Origin of the sequence: Arthrobacter sp. KBS0703 (assembly GCF_002008315.2) — a bacterium.
Taxonomy (GTDB): domain Bacteria; phylum Actinomycetota; class Actinomycetes; order Actinomycetales; family Micrococcaceae; genus Arthrobacter.
The window spans coordinates 3,636,251-3,655,403 of record NZ_MVDG02000001.1 but is presented as its reverse complement, the minus strand read 5'-3'; the positions used below and the strand labels follow the sequence as shown (position 1 = coordinate 3,655,403).

The 19,153-nt window shown below is 67.3% G+C and carries 15 protein-coding genes and 2 pseudogenes; 6 read left to right on the top strand and 11 right to left on the bottom strand.

Going from position 1 to position 19,153, the window contains the following annotated elements:
- Positions 1-3 precede the first annotated feature (3 nt).
- The 4 genes from hpaD to B1A87_RS16965 are packed head-to-tail and all read right to left on the bottom strand — an operon-like array spanning position 4 to position 4,917.
- Positions 4-1,080 carry a 3,4-dihydroxyphenylacetate 2,3-dioxygenase gene (gene hpaD / locus B1A87_RS16980; RefSeq protein WP_078027392.1) on the bottom strand — a complete coding sequence of 359 codons (1,077 nt, stop codon included), beginning with the start codon at positions 1,078-1,080 and terminating at the stop codon, positions 4-6.
- A gap of 49 nt (positions 1,081-1,129) precedes the next feature.
- Positions 1,130-2,644 (bottom strand): 5-carboxymethyl-2-hydroxymuconate semialdehyde dehydrogenase, encoded by a 1,515-nt coding sequence (gene hpaE, locus B1A87_RS16975; RefSeq protein WP_078027391.1) that lies wholly within the window; start codon positions 2,642-2,644, stop codon positions 1,130-1,132.
- Positions 2,645-2,702: 58 nt separating this feature from the next.
- A complete protein-coding gene (locus tag B1A87_RS16970; RefSeq protein WP_078027390.1) occupies positions 2,703-3,410 on the bottom strand; it encodes a GntR family transcriptional regulator in 708 nt (235 codons plus the stop codon).
- Positions 3,403-4,917 carry a fumarylacetoacetate hydrolase family protein gene (locus tag B1A87_RS16965; RefSeq protein ID WP_078027389.1) on the bottom strand — a complete coding sequence of 505 codons (1,515 nt, stop codon included), beginning with the start codon at positions 4,915-4,917 and terminating at the stop codon, positions 3,403-3,405. Before B1A87_RS16965 ends, B1A87_RS16970 begins: the two co-directional genes overlap by 8 nt.
- 220 nt (positions 4,918-5,137) lie before the next feature.
- Between B1A87_RS16965 and B1A87_RS16960 the strand changes: the two genes are divergently transcribed.
- A complete protein-coding gene (locus B1A87_RS16960) occupies positions 5,138-7,039 on the top strand; it encodes an FAD-binding monooxygenase (RefSeq protein ID WP_078027388.1) in 1,902 nt (633 codons plus the stop codon).
- On the opposite strand, the gene B1A87_RS16955 is transcribed toward B1A87_RS16960, so the two are convergent.
- Both B1A87_RS16955 and B1A87_RS16950 read right to left on the bottom strand, forming a co-directional pair.
- Complete coding sequence (locus B1A87_RS16955) at positions 7,021-7,884, bottom strand: prephenate dehydratase (protein ID WP_078027515.1); 864 nt, start codon at positions 7,882-7,884, stop codon at positions 7,021-7,023. The genes B1A87_RS16960 and B1A87_RS16955 overlap by 19 nt on opposite strands.
- A 144-nt stretch (positions 7,885-8,028) precedes the next feature.
- Positions 8,029-9,441, bottom strand: a complete 1,413-nt coding sequence (locus tag B1A87_RS16950; protein WP_078027387.1) for an aldehyde dehydrogenase family protein — start codon at positions 9,439-9,441, stop codon at positions 8,029-8,031.
- Positions 9,442-9,775: 334 nt separating this feature from the next.
- On the opposite strand from B1A87_RS16950, the gene B1A87_RS16945 reads away from it, so the two are divergent.
- On the top strand, positions 9,776-11,257 hold the full coding sequence (locus B1A87_RS16945; protein ID WP_078027386.1) for an APC family permease: 1,482 nt from the start codon (positions 9,776-9,778) through the stop codon (positions 11,255-11,257).
- A 284-nt stretch (positions 11,258-11,541) separates the two neighbouring features.
- Here the strand turns inward: B1A87_RS16945 and B1A87_RS24145 are convergent, their stop codons facing one another.
- Positions 11,542-11,844 (bottom strand): AmiS/UreI family transporter, encoded by a 303-nt coding sequence (locus B1A87_RS24145; protein WP_260681066.1) that lies wholly within the window; start codon positions 11,842-11,844, stop codon positions 11,542-11,544.
- 54 nt (positions 11,845-11,898) lie between these two features.
- On the opposite strand from B1A87_RS24145, the pseudogene B1A87_RS16935 reads away from it, so the two are divergent.
- Positions 11,899-12,072, top strand: a pseudogene (locus B1A87_RS16935) (glutamate dehydrogenase); the annotation flags it as partial.
- Here the strand turns inward: B1A87_RS16935 and B1A87_RS16930 are convergent.
- From B1A87_RS16930 to B1A87_RS16920, 3 genes are all read right to left on the bottom strand, one after another.
- On the bottom strand, positions 12,059-13,018 hold the full coding sequence (locus B1A87_RS16930) for a helix-turn-helix domain-containing protein (RefSeq protein ID WP_078027385.1): 960 nt from the start codon (positions 13,016-13,018) through the stop codon (positions 12,059-12,061). The pseudogene B1A87_RS16935 and the gene B1A87_RS16930 sit on opposite strands and share 14 nt — an antisense overlap.
- 145 nt (positions 13,019-13,163) lie before the next feature.
- The gene (locus B1A87_RS16925; protein ID WP_078027514.1) at positions 13,164-14,225 is read right to left on the bottom strand and encodes a D-TA family PLP-dependent enzyme; all 1,062 of its coding nucleotides are present in this window, start codon (positions 14,223-14,225) and stop codon (positions 13,164-13,166) included.
- Between the two features lie 105 nt (positions 14,226-14,330).
- On the bottom strand, positions 14,331-14,921 hold the full coding sequence (locus tag B1A87_RS16920) for a TetR/AcrR family transcriptional regulator (RefSeq protein WP_078027384.1): 591 nt from the start codon (positions 14,919-14,921) through the stop codon (positions 14,331-14,333).
- Between the two features lie 122 nt (positions 14,922-15,043).
- Between B1A87_RS16920 and B1A87_RS16915 the strand changes: the two genes are divergently transcribed.
- The 3 genes and pseudogenes from B1A87_RS16915 to B1A87_RS16900 form a co-directional block, all read left to right on the top strand.
- Positions 15,044-16,963 (top strand): primary-amine oxidase, encoded by a 1,920-nt coding sequence (locus B1A87_RS16915; protein ID WP_078027383.1) that lies wholly within the window; start codon positions 15,044-15,046, stop codon positions 16,961-16,963.
- Between the two features lie 9 nt (positions 16,964-16,972).
- Positions 16,973-17,431, top strand: a complete 459-nt coding sequence (locus B1A87_RS16910) for a hypothetical protein (protein WP_078027382.1) — start codon at positions 16,973-16,975, stop codon at positions 17,429-17,431.
- Positions 17,432-17,672: 241 nt separating this feature from the next.
- Positions 17,673-18,185, top strand: a pseudogene (locus tag B1A87_RS16900) (pyridoxal-phosphate dependent enzyme); the annotation flags it as partial.
- A 391-nt stretch (positions 18,186-18,576) separates the two neighbouring features.
- Here the strand turns inward: B1A87_RS16900 and B1A87_RS16895 are convergent.
- The gene (locus B1A87_RS16895) at positions 18,577-19,128 is read right to left on the bottom strand and encodes a flavin reductase family protein (protein ID WP_078027513.1); all 552 of its coding nucleotides are present in this window, start codon (positions 19,126-19,128) and stop codon (positions 18,577-18,579) included.
- Positions 19,129-19,153: the final 25 nt, after the last annotated feature.

Below are 19,153 nucleotides of genomic sequence, written 5' to 3'. Positions count from 1 at the left end.
GGTTTAGACCTGCGCCCCGAGCTTGAAGCCCTCCACTGCGGAATCGTCCTTGCGGGTGTAGGAGAAGCCGTCGGCGCCCACTGTCACGGCCATCTCGCTCTTTTCCTCGCGGACGATCACGGGTTGCGGGTTGCCGTCCAGGTCCAGGACGAGGGAGGCTTCGGTGTACCAGGAGGGGACGACGGGGTTGCCCCACCAGTCGCGGCGTTGGTTGTCGTGCACGTCCCAGGTCACCACGGGATTGTCCGGATCGCCGGTGTAGTAGTCCTGGGTGTAGATCTCGATGCGGTGGCCGTCCGGGTCCAGGATGTAGAGGTAGAAGGCGTTGGAGACGCCGTGCCGGCCGGGGCCGCGCTCGATCCGGTCGGAGATGCGCAGGGCGCCCATCTTGTCGCAGATCTGGATGATGTTGTGCTTCTCGTGCGTGGCGAACGCGACGTGGTGCATGCGCGGGCCGTTGCCGCCGGTCAGGGCGGTGTCGTGCACGGTCTGCTTGCGGTGCATCCACACGGCGTACGTGACGCCGTCGGAATCCTGGATGTCCTCGGAGACGCGGAAGCCGAGGTCCTCCAGGTACTTGCGGCCGCGGGGAACGTCCGGGGTGACCTGGTTGAAGTGGTCCAGCCGAACCAGTTCGCCGGCGGAGTAGAGGTCGTAGCGCTGGGTGAGGCGTTCCACGTGCTCGGTTTCGTAGAAGAACTCGTAGGGGAAGCCCAGCGGGTCCTCGACGCGGACGGAGTCGCCGATGCCCTTGGTGAAGCCTTCCTTGCGGCGTTCGGTGCGGCAGCCAAGTTCCTTGTAGTACGCCTCGGCGGCGTCGACTTCGGCGGGGGACTTCACTCGGTAGGCAAAGGCCGCGACGGCGGCGACGGGTCCCTTGCGCAGGACCAGGTTGTGGTGGATGAACTCCTCGAGGGAACGCAGGTAGATGGCGTTCTCGTCTTCCTCGGTGACGTGCAGGCCGAGGACGTCGACGTAGAACTCGCGGGATTTGGCGAGATCGGTGACCACGATTTCCATGTACGCGCAGCGGACGATGTCCGGTGCGGGGACGGAGGGCTTGGGGATGATGTTGTTCATGGGATTCTCTCTTCGTTGAAAGGGGCCTGGCTGGCGCCGGCCGAGGGGGTTATGCGCCGAATTTGGGGGTGTGGACGGTGCCGAGCGTGATGTGCACGGCCTGCTGGTCGGTGTAGAAGTCGATGGAGCGGTAGCCGCCCTCATGTCCCAGCCCGGAGGCCTTGACGCCGCCGAACGGCGTCCGGAGGTCGCGGACGTTGTGGCTGTTGAGCCAGACCATGCCGGCCTCGACGTTCTGGGAGAAGTTGTGGGCCCGGGTCAGGTCCTGCGTCCAGATGTAGGCCGCCAGGCCGTACTTGGTGTTGTTGGCCAGGGCGAGGGCTTCGTCGTCGTTCTCGAAAGGGGTGATCGCGACGACCGGGCCGAAAATTTCCTCCTGGAAGATCCGCGCGTCGGGGGCGACGTCGGCGAAGACGGTGGGGGCGATGTAGTTGCCCTCCGGGAGGTGATCCGGGCGGCCGCCGCCGGCCAGCAGCCGGCCTTCGGACTTGCCGATCTCGACGTAGGAGGCCACCTTTTCGTAGTGTTCCGGATGGACCAGCGCACCCACCTGGGTTTTGGGGTCGTGCGGATCGCCGACGACGATCTTCTTCGCGCGGGCGGCGTACTTGTCGCAGAACTCGTCGTAGATGGCGCGTTCGACGAGGATGCGGGAGCCGGCGGTGCAGCGCTCGCCGTTGAGGGAGAAGACGCCGAACAGGGCGGAGTCGATCGCGGCGTCCAGGTCGGCGTCGGCGAAGATCACGCACGGTGACTTGCCCCCAAGTTCCATGGACAGGCCCTTGAGGTTGGCGGCGGCGTTGCGGAAGATGGTCTGGCCCGTGGTGGTTTCGCCGGTGAACGAGATCAGCGGGACGTCCGGGTGCTTGACGAGCGCGTCGCCGGCTTCCTCGCCGAGGCCGTTGACCAGGTTGAAGACGCCGTCGGGCAGGCCGGCGTCCTTGAAGATCCGGGCCCAGAGTGAGGCGGACAGCGGCGTGAACTCGGCCGGCTTGAGGACCACGGTGTTGCCGGTGGCCAGGGCGGGCGCGAGCTTCCAGGACTCCAGCATGAACGGGGTGTTCCACGGCGTGATGAGGCCGGCGACGCCGATCGGTTTGCGGTTCACGTAGTTGATCTGCGAGCCGGGGACCTTCATGGCGTCGTCGAACTGGGCCACGATCAGGTCCGCGAAGAAGCGGAAGTTCTCGGCCGCCCGCAGCGCCTGGCCCTTGGCCTGGGTGATCGGCAGGCCGGTGTCGAAGGTCTCGAGTTCGGCGAGGCGCTCCTCCTGGGCTTCGACGGCGTCGGCGATCCTGTTCAGGATGCGGGCGCGTTCGCGCGGTTTCATCTTCGGCCACGGTCCGTTCACGAACGCTTCGCGGGCGGCGGCGACGGCGAGGTCGATGTCCTCCTTCTGGCCGGCCGCGGCGGTGGCGTAGTTCGTGTTGGACACTGGGTCCAGTACGTCGAAGGTCTTGCCGCCCACGGAGTCAACGAACTCGCCGTTGATGTAGTGCTGGATGTGGGTGGGCAGGTTCTCGGGGACGTAGTGGGATGTGGTTTCCGGTGCAGTGAACGTCATTGTTGATTTCCTTACTGATGGTGCAACGCGGGGTCACTTACGGCCCATTCGGGGCGCTCTATTGGGCGCTAAGTGACCCCGCGTTGGTTTGGGCGAGGTACGCGTCCAGAGTGGCGGAGCGGTGGAGCCGTGCTGCTTTTTCGATGGCGTCGGCGTCGGCGCCGGTTTCAATGAGTTTCAGGAGGGCTTCGTGTTCGGCAACGGAGTCGTGGGCCCTGCCGGGCACGAAGCGGAACGTGGAGGACCGCAGTGACGCGAGCCGGTTCCAGCCGCGGTGGACGAGGTCCAGGATGTGCGGGTTGGGGCAGTGCTCGAACAGGACGCTGTGGAAGTCCTGGTTCAGGCGGGTGAAGCGGACGGGGTCGAAATGCTGCAGGCATTCCCGCATTTCCTCGTTTACGGCCCGGGCGCGGGCAATGTCCGCCGCCCCGATCAGCGGGGCCGAGAGTGCGGTGGCGGCACCCTCCACGATGCTCAGGGTCTGCATCGTGTAGAGGTATTCGGTGGGATCGATCCCGGACACTGTGGCGCCGACGTTCCGCTCGAACTTCACCAGCCCCTCGGCCTCGAGCCGGCGGATGGCCTCGCGGACCGGAACCACGCTGACGCCCAGGTCCTCGGCGATCTTGGCCAGGACCAGCCGGTAGCCGGGGGAGTAGGTCCCGTCCACGATCCGGGCCTTGACCGCCTGGTAGGCCTGTTCGGATTTGCTGCCGGTGGCGCCGTTTCCGACTGCGGTGCCGGCCCTGGCTACAGTCTCAGTCATTGGCCTTGTCCGTTTCCCATTGTTCGTACTTGCGGCGCCATTCGGCGTTCAGCGGGTAGAGGCCGTCCACGCTGTTGCCCTGTTCCACCATCTCCGCGATGAAGGTTTCTTCGCGTTCCTGGGCGATGGAATCGTCTGCGAGCTCTTCGGCCAGGGCCGGCGGGATGACTAGGATGCCGTCGGAGTCGGCCACGATGATGTCCCCGGGCTGCACGGTGGTGCCGCCGCAGGCGATGGTGATGTCCGTGTCCCACGGGATGTGCCGGCGGCCCAGGACGGCCGGGTGCGGGTTGGCGTAATACGTGGGCATGTCCATTGCTGCCACGGCGGCGAAGTCGCGGACCCCGCCGTCGGTGATGATGGCGGCAGCGCCGCGGACCTGGGCGCGGAGGGCCAGGATATCGCCGATGGTGCCGGTGCCCTTTTCGCCGCGGGCCTCCATCACCAGGATCTCGCCCTCGTTGACGGAATCGATGGCCTTCTTCTGGGCGTTGAAGCCGCCGCCGTGGGTCTTGAACAGGTCTTCGCGGTTGGGCACGTAGCGCAGGGTTCGGGCCAGGCCCACGATCCGCTTCTCCGGGCGGGTGGAGGTGAGGCCGTCGATGCTGACGTTGTTCAGGCCGCGCTTGCGCAGCTGGGAGGACAGCGTGGCGGTGCAGACGCTTTCCAGTTTCGCCTTCAGCTCCGGGGTAAGGACCGGCCCGACGGCGGCGCCCTCCACGGCGGCAAGACCGGCCGCTTCCCGGGAGCCGTACGCTTCCTCCCGCTGGAGATCATCGGTCTTGGGCCGGGCGCCAAAGTCCGCGAACGGTGTCGTGCCTTCCGCAACCAGGGTGACCAGCCGGCCGGTGGTGAGGCCGGAAGCGGCGCCGCCCGCCGTCGTCGTGCCGGCGCTGACTTCAACCTCGACGACGTCGCCCGGGTTGGCCACGGAGGCGCCGGCCGGGGTGCCGGTCAGGATCATGTCCCCCTCTTCGAGCGTGAGTAGCTGGGACAGGTCGGCGACGAGCCTTGCGAAGGGGAAGAGCAGGTCTTCGGTGGTGTCGTCCTGGACGAGGCGGCCGTTGTGCCAGGTGCGGATGCGCAGTTTTGCGGGGTCCACCGTGTCGGCGGGGATCAGCCCGGGGCCGACCGGCGTGAAGCCGTCGCCGCCCTTGGACCGGAGGTTGGAGCCCTTGTCCGCGTAGCGGAGGTCATAGACGCCGAGGTCGTTGCTGGCGGTGACCCACTCGACGTGGCTCCAGGCGTCCTCGAGGCCGACGCGGCGGGCCGGCTTGCCGATGATCAGGGCGATCTCGCCTTCGAATCCGAGGAGTTCGCAGCCGGCGGGGCGCTCCACCGTTGAAGGGGCTTCCGCCGAACCGAACGACAGGGACGACGGCGGCTTCAGAAAGTAGGAGGGCTGCTCCGGCGTGCGGCCGCGCTGGGCTGCCCGGCTGGGGTAGTTGATGTGCACCGCGATGACCTTGCGGGCCGCGGCCAGGATGTGGTCGGTGACCTGTTCCAAGAATTACTCCTCATCGAGTACGAAATCGTATACGATAACTATCATCCACGAATCGAGGGACCGTCAACCCCTTGTTTGGCGGAGTTTTCGAAGCGCTTGTATCCCGCGTCATACCTGGCGTACAGTTTTGGATCAATATAAACGTTCCATATTGGAACGAGTAATTCTAATATCGAACACAACGGCGATAGACGGCCACACAACGAAGTGAGGAAAGCCCGTGCAGTTTCACCACCACGGTTACGTATCCGGTGACCCCCGGGTCCAGCCGGCCGCCGGCGTCGGCATCAACCGCCCCGAAGAGCTGCCCGACGAGGTCGAGGTGCTCATTGTGGGCACCGGCCCCGCAGGCATGCTCACCGCCGCCCAGCTGTCCCAGTTCCCCGGTGTCACCACGCGCGTCGTGGAGCGCCGCGGCGGCAGGCTCGCCATCGGCCAGGCCGACGGCATCCAGGCCAGGAGCGTCGAGACGTTCCAGGCCTTCGGCTTTGCCGAGCGGATCATCGCCGAGGCATACCGCATCACCGAGATGGCGTTCTGGAAGCCGGACCCCGCAGACCACTCCCGCATCATCCGGGCCGCCCGCGCCGTCGACGACCCGGCCGGCATCAGCGAGTTCCCGCACCTCATCGTCAACCAGGCGCGCGTCCTGGACTACTTCGCCGAATTCATGGCGAACTCGCCCGCCCGCATGTCGCCGGACTACGGCTACGAATTCCGCAGCCTCGAAGTCACCGGCCAGGGCGAATACCCCGTCACCGTGACGCTGCTCCACACGGCCGGACCCGACGAAGGCCGGGAGCGCACGGTCCGCGCCAAATACGTCGTAGGCGCTGACGGCGCGCGCAGCAAGGTGCGGGAGTCGATCGGCTGCACCCTCGCCGGGGATCAGGCCAACCACGCCTGGGGCGTGATGGACGTCCTGGCCGTCACGGACTTCCCGGACATCCGCACGAAGTGCGCCATCCAGTCCGGCGAGGGCGGCAGCATCCTGCTGATCCCGCGCGAAGGCGGCCACCTCTTCCGCATGTACGTGGACCTCGGCGAAGTGGACGCCAACAGCAAGGGGGCCGTACGCAACACCACCATCGAGCAGATCATCGCCAAGGCCAACGACATCCTGCACCCCTACACGCTCGATGTCCGGAACGTCGCCTGGCACAGCGTGTACGAGGTGGGCCACCGCCTCACCGACCGGTTCGACGACGTCCTCCCGGAGCAGCGGGGCACCCGCACGCCGCGCGTATTCATCGCCGGCGACGCGTGCCACACGCACAGCGCCAAGGCCGGCCAGGGCATGAACGTCTCCATGCAGGACGGCTTCAACCTGGGCTGGAAGCTGGGGCACGTGCTCGAAGGCCGCAGCCCGGAGAGCCTGCTGTCCACCTACTCGGCCGAGCGCCAGGTCATCGCGAAGAACCTCATCGACTTCGACAAGGAATGGTCCACCCTCATGGCGAAGAAGCCCGAGGAGTTCGATAGCCCCTCCGAACTCGAGGACTTCTATGTCAGCACGGCCGAGTTCCCCGCGGGCTTCATGACCCAGTACGCCCCCTCCATGCTCATCGCCGAGCCCGATCACCAGGACCTGGCCACCGGGTTCACCATCGGTAAACGCTTCAAGTCCGCGCCCGTGGTGCGGGTCTGCGATACGAACCCGGTGCAGCTCGGCCACCAGGCGAAGGCGGACGGCCGGTGGCGCATCTACGTCTTCGCGGACGCGGCCGCCGCAGGTGCCCCGTCGCCGACCACGGACCTGGCGGCGTGGCTGGCCAGTGCACCGGAGTCGCCGCTCGCCGCCACACCCGAGGGCGCCGACCGCGACGCCTGGTTCGACGTGAAGGTCATCTACCAGCAGGACCACACGGGCGTCGACATCGGCGCAGTCCCGGCGGTGTTCAAGCCGGAAGTCGGCCCGTTCAAGCTCAGCTACCTTGAGAACGCCTACGGCACCGACCCCACCGCGGACATCTTCGAGCTGCGCGGCCTGGACCGCGGCGGCGTGATGGTGGTGGTGCGCCCGGATCAGTACGTGGCGAACGTCCTGCCGCTGACGGCGACCGCCGAGCTGGGCGCGTTCTTCGCGCCGCTTCTGAACCGGCGTCAGACCGCCGTGGCCTGAGCCGGCCTGGTCCGGTATTCGGCAGCGGCATACACGCCCAGGATCCGCACCTCGGTGGTGAAGAAGTCCAGCTCCTCCAAGGCAAGCTTCAGCGGCAGGTCCTCCGGGTGTCCCTCTACGTCGGCCATGAACATGGTGGCAGCGAACTCGTCGCCCACCATGTAGCTCTCCAGCCGGGTCATGTTCACGCCGTTGGTGGCGAACCCGCCCAGTGCCTTGTAGAGCGCGGAGGGAACGTTCCGGACGCGGAACACGAAACTGGTAACTGCCGGCCCGGGCAACTCATCCCGGGTCGGCAGTTTCTTTTCCGGCGCCAGGACCACAAAGCGGGTGGTGTTGGAGGGGTCGTCCTCGACGGCGGATGCCAGCACTTCCAGTCCGTAGAGTTGCGCTGCCAGCGGGGGAGCGAGGGACAGTTTGGCGGGGTCGTTCCAGTCCCGGACCTCCCGGGCTGACCCTGCCGTGTCTCCGGCGATCACGGGCTTCAAGCCGGCGCTGCGGATGAGCTTCCGGCACTGGCCCAGGGCGTGGATATGGCTGTGGACCTCGGTGGCGGCCTCAATGGTACTGCCAGGGATGCCCAGCAGGTCGAAATGGATGGGCAGGAAGAACTCGCCCACTATCTGCAGATGGGACTGGGGCAGCAGAATATGGATGTCAGCCACCCGGCCGGCAATTGAGTTCTCGATCGGGATCATGGCAAGGTCCGCCTCGCCGCTGGACACCAATTCGAAAGCGTCCTCAAAACTGGCGCACGGAATATTTTCCAGCTCGGGGAACATCTGGATGCAAGCAATATTGGAGTTGGCGCCGGGCTCACCCTGGTACGCAATCTTTTGGGCCATGCTCCGTATGGTTTCACGCGTGGTGCCCTGCCACTCACCCGGGCGGCCGTAGATGTCGTAATTGTCGCCCGACATGACACCAAGGAGGCCGGGGCCGCCCATGGCGCCCCCGGCCTCCGCCGTCGCTATCTTGGGTTCCGCGTCCTAGCCGTTGATCACCTGCGGCACGCCGAGGGCTTTGAGGCCTTCGACGCCGAATTCCAGGCCGTAGCCGGACTGCTTTGCTCCGCCGAAGGGGACGCGCGGGTCCACGGCGCCGTGCTTGTTGATCCACACCGTGCCGGCCTCGATCCGGGCAGCGACCTGGCGGGCGGCGCTGATGTCCGGGGACCAGACGGAGGCGCCGAGCCCGATGTCCAGCGCGTTCGCCATGGCCACGGCTTCGTCCACGCTGCTGTACCGGATGATCGGCAGGGCGGGGCCGAACTGTTCCTCGGCAACCAGCGGGTTGTCGTTGTCGATGTCGGCCACGAGCGTGGCGGGGTAGAAGTGGCCGGGCTGGCCGGGGTCCGGGTTGCCGCCGAGCAGGATCCGGGCGCCGGATTCCCTGGCGGCTTCTACGAGCCCTGCCACGATTTCGTACTGGGCCCTGTTCTGCAGCGGGCCGAGGACGTTGTTCTCGTCGAGCCCGACGCCCATGGGCATGGCCTTCGCCACGGCGGTGAGCTCTCCGCAGACGGCGTCGTAGATGTCGTCGTGCACGTAGAGGCGCTTGAGGGCGGCGCAGGTCTGGCCGGTGTTGATGAAGGCGCCCCAGAAGAGACCCTCGGCGATGGCCTTGGGGTCGGCGTCGGGCAGGACGATGCCGGCGTCGTTGCCGCCGAGCTCGAGGGTGAGGCGCTTGACGGTGTCGGCGGAGGATTTGATGATCGCCCGGCCGGCGGAGGTGGAGCCGGTGAACATGATCTTGCCGACGGCGGGGTGTCCGGCCAGGCGGGCACCCACCTCGCGGTCGCCGGAGACCACCGTGAGGACGCCGTCGGGGAGTTCCTCGTTGAGGACCTTGGCAAGGGCCAGGACGGACAGCGGCGTGTATTCGGAGGGCTTGACCACCACCGTGTTGCCCATCCGGAGGGCGGGGGCGATCTGCCAGATGGTGATCATCATGGGCCAGTTCCAGGGGCCGATCGCGCCGACGACGCCGATGGGCCTGTAGTGCAGTTCGGCGTAGGTCTCGCCGTCGTCCACCACGGTTTCCGGGTGGAGCACGGTGCCGGCGGCGGCGCGGAGCCAGGCGGCGCAGGCGCCGACCTCGAAGCGTGCGTTGGGGCCGTTCAGCGGCTTGCCCTGTTCTCGGGAGAGCAGCCGGGCAAGTTCTTCGGCGGAGCGTTCGACGGCGTCGGCCGCCTTGAGCAGCGCGGCGCTGCGTGCGTCGTGGCCCAGGGCAGCCCAGGCCGGCTGGGCTTCCGTGGCGTCAGTGATGGCCCGGTCCAGGTCCTCGACGGTGTGCACGGGAGCTTCGCCGACAATCGTGCCGGTGGCAGGGTCAAAGATGGTCCGGCTGCGGGAACCGGCGTTGGGGGTGATCGAGGCCAGCAGGGCGTCGTAAGTTTCCATGGGGTACTCCACTTCGAGTAGGCAATGCGCACCGGCCTGCGTGGCCTGAGGCTATGTCTCGAGTCTGCCTGGCTCCCTACGGGGCGTCTTGTGTATCCGCGAACGGTTCTTGACCTCAGGTGAACAGCTGCATCCGGCCGGAGCGCCAGCGTGACTGCGCTCAGGAACAACAAATGATCGCTGCACGACAAGGCGCCTCCGGGCTTCAGTGCCATTCTGGATCTTATGGCGAAGCCCACATGCGCGGCCCCGGCACTGCTAGGCAGCCCGCAGGCCAATGGGCGCCGTCGTCCAAGAACATCTCCCAGCACTCATGACCGTTAAGAAGGATCAAATGAGTATTTCCAATTCCGAGTCCCGGACAGCAGAAGCACAAGCCAGCCCCCGCCAGGAACACTCCACCGCCCTGCGCGCCGGCAGCATCGGTGTTCTGGGAATTCTCTTCTTTGTCCTGTCCGCGCAGGCCCCGCTGACCGGGATAGTCGGCGCCGCGCCCCTGGCAGCAGCGCTCGGCAATGGTGCCGGCGCCCCGGGGGCCTACCTCGTCGTCGGCATCGTCATTGTAATCTTCGCCGTCGGGTTCGTCGCCATGAGCCGCAAGGTCCAGACCAACGGTGCCTTCTACGCGTATGTGACTGCAGCGTTCGGGCGGAAGACCGGCGCCGGTGCCGCGTGGCTGGCCCTGCTGGCGTACAGCACGGTGCAGGCCGCGATGTACGGGCTCTACGGTACCGCTTTCTCCGGCCTGCTGGCGTCGGCAGGAATCAGCGTTCCCTGGTGGCTGCTGGCGGTGGCCACCATGGCAGGGGTCCAGGTTCTTGGGTCTATGAACATCGAGCTCGGCGCCCGGGTCCTGGCTGTCTTGGTTGGCCTGGAAGTCGCAATTCTCCTGCTGTTCGGGTTCTCCGTGCTGTTCCACGGCGGCGGCCCGGAAGGCCTGAACCTGGCAGCCTCGTTTTCCCCCGAGGCCATTGCGGGCGGCGCTCCCGGCGTGGCCATCATGTTCGCGGTGGCGTCCATGTTCGGCTTCGAATCCACGGCCATCTACTCCGCGGAGGCCAAGGATCCGCACAAGACCGTTGCCCGCGCCACCTACCTCTCGGTGGGCATCATCGCCGTGTTCTTCTCCTTCATCACCTGGATGCTGGTCAGTTTCTACGGGCCCTCACAGGTGGCCGGCGCCGCCGGCGCGGCACTCGAATCCGGGGACGCGACGTCGTTCGTCATCGGCCCGCTCGTTGAGATGTTCGGCCCCTGGGCCGGCATCACGGCCGGAATCCTCCTGGTGACGTCCCTCCTCGCCGGCATTATTGCCTTCCACAACGGCATCAACCGCTACCTTCATTCACTGGCGCTGCGCGGCTCCATGCCCGCCGTCGTGGCGCGGACCAACAGGCACTGCGCGCCCGCGGTGGCGGCGTGGATCCAGACGGCGGTGGCCGTGCTTCTCGTGGCGCCGTTCGCGCTGCTGGCCATGGATCCGGTGCTGACCCTCTTCTCCTGGTTCAGCGGGCTCGCTGTCGCGGCACTGCTGGCGCTGTACATGCTGTCCTCGCTCGCCGTCGTCGCCTATTTCCGCCGGGAACCGGTGCCGGGGCAGTCCTGGCAGACGCTCATAGCCCCGGTGCTGGCTTCGCTGTTGCTCGCCTGGGTGCTCTACCTCGTGGTCAGCAACTTCACCTCCCTCATCGGGGGAAGCACGCAAACCGCCGCGGCACTCCTGGCGACAGTCCCGGCGCTCTTCGCGGCAGGGGTGCTGGTGGAGATCCGGGTGGAGAAGCGGGCGCGGACCCTAGACCCTGAGGTTGCCGGGTAACGGACGACGGCGACGGCGGCGGCGGCGCGGGCGGCGGGTTGGCGCCGCCCGCGCCAGGCGAGACCGCCGGCAAGCAGCAACAGCGCCAGCAGGGACGCCGCGGCTCCCGCGGCCAGCTCAGGTCCGCCGGGCCACCGGCCGGTCAGCCCCAGGAACGCCGGCACCGTGGCCGAGGCCTGGCCGGCGAGGACGAGGGACCAGCCAATCAGGGGGCCAGGCGTTCGAAGCCCAACGCCAGTTGCAGGAAGAGCAGCATCCACAGATAGGTCCAGCAGAGCTGTCTCTTATACACATCTCAGAAACGGATCCGCTCCGGACCAGGCGGCAGCCAGCACGAGCCCGCACACGCCCACCAGTCCGCAGAACCAGCCGAGGCCCCTGGACCCGAGTGCCAGCAGGTAGTCCAGGCCCCCATAGACATAGGTCAGTCCGAACAGGAACATCCCGGCCGCGCCGTGCAGCGCTTGCTGGCCGCCGCCGTTAACGCCCGGAGGGGCCGCAGCCAGATAGGTGACACCCAAGGCCAGCTGAATGCTGCCGATGACCAGGCTGAACACGGCCGCATCCCGGCGGGGGAGTGTGCCCAGCGATGCCAGTCCGTTGATCAGCAGCGCCGCTCCCGAGAGAAGGAGGCAGATGCGCAGGACGAACTCGACGGCGATGCCGCTGCCCGGCTTGTCCGGAACGGGCTGCTCGCCGTCGGCGAGGGCGCCAACATGCCGTCTACCCGTGCGGCGGTGGCTGTGTTCCAGGATGCCGGCGTGCTGTTCGCGCCGGGCAAGGCCGCCAACGCAGGCGGCGTCAGGCGCTGCGCCGCCAGTCGCTGGGGGATTCTCCGAATGCTTCGCGGAAGGTGCGGCTGAAATGGGCGGCGTCCAGGAATCCCCAGCGCGCCGCGACGGCTCCCACCGAGGTGCCCGAGTGCAGGGGGTCCCGCAGGTCGCGGCGGATATGCTCCAGCCGTTTGCTCCTGATCCAGCTGGCCACGGTGGAGCCTGATTCGTGGAACACGTTGTGCAGGTGCCGGGTGGAGATGAAGTGCGCAGCCGCAATGCTGGCCGGCGACAGGTCCGGATCCGCCAGGTTGGCCTCGATGTACTCGCGGATCGACGTTGCCAGCACAGCCTGGGGTTTCATCCGGTCCGGTGCCATGGCCAGTTCCGAGTGCAGCATGGTGGAGACGAGATCGAGGGCGTTCGTGGCCAGCCGCGAGCCGCTGGGGCCGCTGAGGACCTCCAGGTTCTCGGCGAGCTGGGCAATGAACGGCCCCACAATGCCCGTCAGGCCGTGGCCGCCGGCCAGGCGGACCGCGGAAAGCTGCCCCACGTAGTCGGGCGGCAGCGACAGCGCGTCGTGCGGGAACATGACCACCATCATCCGTGCCTGTTCCTCAAAGGCGAGCGTGTACGGCCGGTTGGTGTCGTAGATGGCCAGATCGCCGGGGCGAAGTACGGCCTCGCGGTTGTCCTGGATGAGGAGGCCGGTGCCCTCCAGCTGGAGATTGAGCTTGAAATAGCGCTGGTCCGACTGCGCCAGGAGGGCGCGTGTGCGGTGGACGCTGTGCCCCGACGCCGAAACCTCCACAATGCACATGCGGTCGAGCACCCTGGACCGCATCCGGCCGCGGAAGGAGTCGGGGCGGTCCGTCTCCGCGGCCAGCGGCACAAAGGACTGGGCTACCAGGTGCCTCCAGTGGTCAAACGAGGCGGCCACGCTGGAGGTGAGGTCCTGGCGCGCGGGACGGGCTGTTGGTGCAGGCATGGATGTTCCTGACGACGGATGGCCATCTGAAGTGGGTCCCCAATACTGTGTCCTGGAACACAGTCATTTCAGGTTAGCGCCGAAGTTCCGCAGTGTCATCTTTTTTCAACACATGTCGAAAAAAGATTTCCGGCCGGCTTCCTGATCATTTGTTCTTACCCCTGGCAGCCACGGCCCACCTGTCCACGAGCTCGCCGCGGCTGGTGACTGCGACGTCGTCAACCAGGTTAATAGTGAGGCACACGTGGTTGGGGATGACGCGCAGCCGCTGCCCGATGGCCGGCATGGTCCCGCGCTCGGGCCACTCGACGGTGGCATGGTGCTCCGACAGCGCGGTGATCCGGGCGTCGGGCTGGTCGAGCAGGCGTCCGAAGCCGCTTGCCCACGCCGGCCGATCGCTGCCGAGAACCTTGCTGCCGGCGTCGATGATGAAACGTGCGGGACCGTCCGCCGGGGTTTCATGCTGGCTGACCACCGTGGCCGCCACCGTCAGTGCGATGTCTTCGATGGCGCACCGCCCCAGTTCCAGCTGCTGGGCGTCGCCAAAGACATACACGCCCGGACGCACCTCGGTGGCAACCGAATTCTCGGTCAGCATTGCCGTCGGGGTGGACCCGCCGCTTCGGCGCGTGATGTCGAACCCTGCCGCGGCCAGGACTTCGGACGCCTGCTGCAGGGCGTGCTGCTCCTGGCGGGCCGCCTCGACCGGCATGCCCGGCGCATAGCTGTGGCCCGGGAAGGTGAAGACTCCCGCCACCGTCAGCCCGGCGCGCGCCGCTGCTTCGGCCACCGGCACCACTGCCTCCGGACTGACGCCGCTCCGGTGATGGCCGCTGTCGACCTCCACGAGAACACTCACGTTCCCTGCCGCCGTCCCGAGCCCGGTTCCCAGCATGGCCGCCCCTTCCGCGGAATCCACTCCGACGGCGATGCGTGCGCTTTCCGACAGGCGCCGAAGCCGGCCGGCCTTTTGAGGAGAAACCCAGAGCGGATAGGCGATGAACAGGTCATCGACACCCGCAGCGGCGAACACTTCCGCTTCGCCGATGGTTGCCACGGTCAGGCCCGAGGCTCCCGCCGCCATCTGGCGGGCGGCGATCTCTGTGATCTTGTGCGTTTTGGCGTGGGGGCGCAGGCTGAGGCCTTTCGCCCGGACGGCCGAGGCCATGCGGTCGATGTTCCGCTCGAGAATGTCGAGGTCAACCATGACTTCCGGCGTGTCGATTTCCTGGGGGATGGTCACAGCCGGCGTCTCCTGGTTGGTTATCCCGGCAATCGCGGTCCGGGGGGGTGGGATCTTGAGGTCTCAAGGCTAGCGGGTCAGCAGCGCCAGGAAGCCCTCCAGTTGCTCACTCAGCCCGAGGTCGTCCTGGCCCTCCGGTGCCAGAGCGGCGGATATCTGGGCGCCGAGCAGCATGTTCAGCAAGTGGCCCGCGAGGGCGGCGTCGTCGACGCCGGTGGTGACGTCGCCGCTTTCCCGCGCCTCCGCGAGGTGTCCCAGCAGCGCCGCATGCCACTGGTCCATGGATTCCCTGTGGATGGCGGCTTTTTCGGGGTCGTTGACGGCCTTCTGCCAAAAGGGGATCACTATCCGGGCTTCGTTGATGCGCTCCTCGTCCAGTGGCAGCACCTCCACGCAGAACGCCCGCAGTGCGGCGATCCCTGACAAGCCGTCGGTTACCGCCTCGATCCGCTCGTTGGTCCGGTTGAAGACGTGGCCGAAGGCGAACGTCAGCAGGGTGTCCTTGGTGGGGAAATACGGCTTCAGGGCGCCGTTCGCAAAGCCGGCCTCGAGGGCGATCTCCCGCATGGTGGCGCCTTCGATGCCCAGCCGGGCGATGATCCGCCAGGTCGCATCCACCAGCTCCAGGCGCCGCTCGTCATGGTCAACAATCTTTGGCACGCTGCCGCTCCCCGGGAAATATTTGGCGTCTGGCTATTGTGAGCCATCTTACGGACGGTTATTCTCTACAACTATAGAAAATAAAAATCCCGACCGGACACGGTCCCGGACAAAGGTCGCCCATGACACTCGCACCAGCTGACGCAGCCACCCAGTACCGCCTGGCAACGGGCGCTGAAATCACCGGCGTGCAGGCCATCCTGCGCGCCGGGGGACTTCTCGGCCCGGAGAAGCGGATCGCGTACCTCGGCCTGCTCGATCCGGCCCGGGACGCCGCTCCGGACTCCGAGGACCGGCGTTTCCGCGTGTTTATCCACGATGTGTCCGGCGGGCGGCCCCTTGATGTCACCGTGTCCGCCACGGGCGGCACGGTGACCTCCGCCGTCGAACTCGACACCGCCGTGACGGGTGAACTCCCTGTTCTCGAGGAGGAGTTCGAGGTGGTTGAGGAGCTGCTGGCCTCCGACGAACGGTGGCTCAAGGCCCTCGCCGACCGGAACCTGGACGTCAGCAAGGTCCGCGTTGCCCCGTTGTCCGCCGGCGTCTTCGAATACCCGGAGGAGAGGGGCCGCCGCATCCTCCGCGGGCTGGCCTTCGTGCAGGACTTTCCCGAGGACAGCGCCTGGGCGCATCCTGTGGACGGCCTGGTGGCCTACGTCGACGTCGTCGGGAAGGAAGTCACCCAGGTGCTGGACGCCGGCGCCTTCGCGGTTCCCGGCGAGCACGGCAACTACACCGATCCGGAGCTCACCGGCCCGCTCCGCACCACGCAGAAGCCCATCAGCATCACCCAGCCCGAAGGGCCCAGCTTCACGGTCACCGGCGGCAACCACGTTGAGTGGGAAAAGTGGAGCCTGGACGTTGGCTTCGATGTCCGCGAGGGCGTGGTGCTGCACAACATCGCCTTCCATGACGGCGGGCGGAAGCGCCCCATCATCAACCGCGCCTCCATCGCCGAAATGGTGGTTCCGTACGGCGACCCGTCACCCGTCAGGTCCTGGCAGAACTACTTCGACACGGGGGAGTACCTCGTGGGCCAGTACGCCAACTCGCTCGAACTGGGCTGCGACTGCCTCGGCGAGATCACCTACCTCAGCCCGGTGATCAGCGACGCGTTCGGCAACCCGCGCCAAATCCGCAACGGCATCTGCATGCACGAGGAGGACTGGGGCATCCTGGCCAAACACAGCGATCTCTGGTCCGGCGTCACGTACACGCGCCGGAACCGCCGGCTGGTGATCTCCTTCTTCACGACCATCGGCAACTACGACTACGGCTTCTACTGGTACCTGTACCTCGACGGCACCATCGAGTTCGAGGCCAAGGCTACCGGCGTCGTGTTCACCAGCGCCTACCCCGAGGACGGCTCGGACAATATTTCGCAGCTGGCCCCCGGGCTGGGGGCGCCCTTCCACCAGCACCTGTTCAGTGCGCGGCTGGACATGGCCATCGACGGCTTCACCAACCGCGTCGAGGAAGAGGACGTCGTCCGGCAGCCGATGGGCGCGGGCAACGAACGCGGCAACGCCTTCTCGCGGCGGCGCACCCTGCTGGCCCGGGAATCCGACGGCGTCTGTGAGGCCGACGCACGCAACGGCCGCACCTGGGTCATCTCCAACCCGGACTCGCGCAACCGCCTCGGCGCACCCGTGGGCTACAAGCTCCACGCCCAGGGCCAGCCCACGCTCCTCGCCGACCCGGATTCCTCCATCGCCCGCCGCGCGGCGTTCGCCACGAAGGACCTCTGGGTCACCCGTTTCGCGGAAGGCGAGCGCTACCCCACCGGGGACTTCGTGAACCAGCACGCGGGGGGAGCGGGCCTGCCGGCCTACGTCGCCCAGGACCGGGACATCGACGGGCAGGACATTGTCGTCTGGCACACCTTCGGCCTCACCCACTTCCCTCGGACCGAAGACTGGCCAATCATGCCGGTGGACACCGTCGGCTTCAAGCTACGTCCCGAGGGATTCTTTGACCGCAGCCCCGTGCTGGACGTGCCGGCGGGATCGCAGCCGGCCACCGGCGGACACTGCCACGGCTAGGCCCGCGCCGTGACAGCCCTGCGGGGATGGGACCGCGCCGCCGGCCCCATCCTCCGCCCTCGCGTCGTTGTCCACTACCGCGTTGTCGCGGCTGCGACGGCGGCATCCTGCCTGGTGCACCTCTGGCTCGTTGCGAGCAACCACCATGGGCTGTGGCTGAACCTGCTGATCCTCGCCATGGTGGGAGTCTGCCTGCCCTGCGCTGTCCACATTTGGCGCGACGGCAGGGTGGACGCCCTTCGCCAGGTGATGGCATGCGGGCTGGCGATGACCGTGCTGCACGCCGCCTTGCTCTTGGGTGGTACTGCCGCCGGCAGCGGGGCGTCCGGCCACATCCACGGGACTGCTGCCCTGCGGGCAGCAGGAGTAGCCGGATCCGCGGCCGATGGACTGCTGGCCATCGTCGCCCTGGAAATTACGACGGCGTTGCTCGCCGCCACGCTGCTGGCCCGGCTCCGGCGCCCGTGATGCTGCGGTGGTTGAGCGAGGCCGGCCACCGGTGCGTCAGCGGACCGGGTTGCCCAGTTCGCGCAGCGGCGTCTTGTGGGTTTCGCGGGCCCAGAGTGCGCCGGCGACCGCCAGCACTGAGGACGCGGCCCACTGAGGACGCGGCCACGATCCAGGCTGCCGGACCCCAGTTGGCCTTGGTGGCACCCACCAGGGCCGTTCCCAGCAGCGGGGTGAAGCCGGCGCACAGGATGCCGACCTGCAGCCCGATGGCCATGCCGGAGTAGCGCACCTTGACGTTGAACAGCTCGGAGAACCACGCCGGGTCCTCCTGGAACAGCTGGGCGGCGTGGACACCGTGCTTGGGGCCGTGGGCGGCGGGGGCCTGATGGCCGGGATCGCGGCCGCCGTCGAAGGCCTGGCCAATGTGGTTGGCGTGGAGCCCGCCAGCGCTCCCACGCTGCACGCTGCCCTCGAGGCGGGCGCCCCGGCGGACGTGGCCGTCTCGGGGATTGCCGCGGATCCACTCGGGGCGCGGCGGATCGGACAGATCGGCTCTAAGGTGGCGGTTCGAACCGGCGTGAAGAGCGTGCTGGTGTCCGACGACGAGATCATCGCCGCGCGCTCGCTGCTGTGGCCCGAGTACCGCTTGGTGGTGGAGCACGGTGCCGCGGCCGCCTATGCCGCGCTGACCTCGGGGGCGTACGTTCCGGCGGACGGCGAACGCGTAGCCGTTATCCTGTGCGGCGCCAATACGGACCCCTCCACGGTTTGACTGTCCCACCGGTTCATCCGCGATAGGAGCTAGCTGAGCTCAAGGAGAAGGTACGTCAACCAGCCGGCGGCGACACCACCGGCCGGTAAGGAGGTCCGGTCCCACGCGGTATCCAATGCTGTACGTGCAATGCCGGTGGCCCTTACCGCAGGCCTGGCCATGACCAAGATAGTGCCGGGACCGGCGCATGGCGCCGTGGGTGCAGTGATTCGAACTGATACTCAATGTGATCCCCCCTGAGAATCGTGCGGGCAACCTGTGATTCTTTCCTTCTCACGGATGCCGGGTTCCCGCCTGGATGGTTATGCCTCAAGGATGAACCGACAAAATCAGGGACTCCGTTACGTTGGCGCAATTTTGGCTCAAGTTCCGGGGGTCTTCTCCGGCGGGTCTACGGGGCCAGCCGGCGGAACTCGGAACCGAAGTGCAGCAACGGGTCCTGGGCCTCTGACGGCGCAGCGTCGCTGCCCATCGCCACCACCTCTCCGACGACGAGCAGATGCGTGGCGGCCGGATGAACCGATACCGTCCGCAGCTCAAAGTATGCGAGCGACCCGTCGATGATCGCCGCTCCGGTGGCCGGGCCGCGCCGGAACGGAACCTGCGCAAGCATCCCGTGCAGCGGGATGCCGGGGCTGGCCAGCCAGTTCGCGGTGCCCTGGTGCTTGGCAGGAAGCAGGCTCAGCGCCCACGTGCCTGCCTCTGCGACCGCCTCCCCGATGCGCGATTCCGCATAGAGGCTGACCAGCAGCGTCGGCGGGTCATAGGAAACTGAGAGGAATGCGCTGACGGTCGCGGCGTAATCCCGGTTGCGCAGCACCGTGGAAACCACGGCCACTCCGGCGGCGATGTCGCTGCTGAGCCTGCGGTACAGATCGATGTCAGCGTCCGACGGCGGCCCCTCGCCAAGGCGGTGCGCGTCAAGCTTCCCCGGTGTCTCCATGCAGCCCATCGTGTCACGCGCCGCC

Bases quoted from the DNA above. Each gene is read 5' to 3' on its own strand.
- hpaD (WP_078027392.1), bottom strand. From the start codon at position 1,080: ATGAACAACATCATCCCCAAGCCCTCCGTCCCCGCACCGGACATCGTC.
- hpaE (WP_078027391.1), bottom strand. From the start codon at position 2,644: ATGACGTTCACTGCACCGGAAACCACATCCCACTACGTCCCCGAGAAC.
- B1A87_RS16970 (WP_078027390.1), bottom strand. From the start codon at position 3,410: ATGACTGAGACTGTAGCCAGGGCCGGCACCGCAGTCGGAAACGGCGCC.
- B1A87_RS16955 (WP_078027515.1), bottom strand. From the start codon at position 7,884: ATGGCCCAAAAGATTGCGTACCAGGGTGAGCCCGGCGCCAACTCCAAT.
- B1A87_RS16950 (WP_078027387.1), bottom strand. From the start codon at position 9,441: ATGGAAACTTACGACGCCCTGCTGGCCTCGATCACCCCCAACGCCGGT.
- B1A87_RS16945 (WP_078027386.1), top strand. From the start codon at position 9,776: ATGAGTATTTCCAATTCCGAGTCCCGGACAGCAGAAGCACAAGCCAGC.
- B1A87_RS16930 (WP_078027385.1), bottom strand. From the start codon at position 13,018: ATGCCTGCACCAACAGCCCGTCCCGCGCGCCAGGACCTCACCTCCAGC.
- B1A87_RS16925 (WP_078027514.1), bottom strand. From the start codon at position 14,225: ATGGTTGACCTCGACATTCTCGAGCGGAACATCGACCGCATGGCCTCG.
- B1A87_RS16915 (WP_078027383.1), top strand. From the start codon at position 15,044: ATGACACTCGCACCAGCTGACGCAGCCACCCAGTACCGCCTGGCAACG.
- B1A87_RS16895 (WP_078027513.1), bottom strand. From the start codon at position 19,128: ATGGAGACACCGGGGAAGCTTGACGCGCACCGCCTTGGCGAGGGGCCG.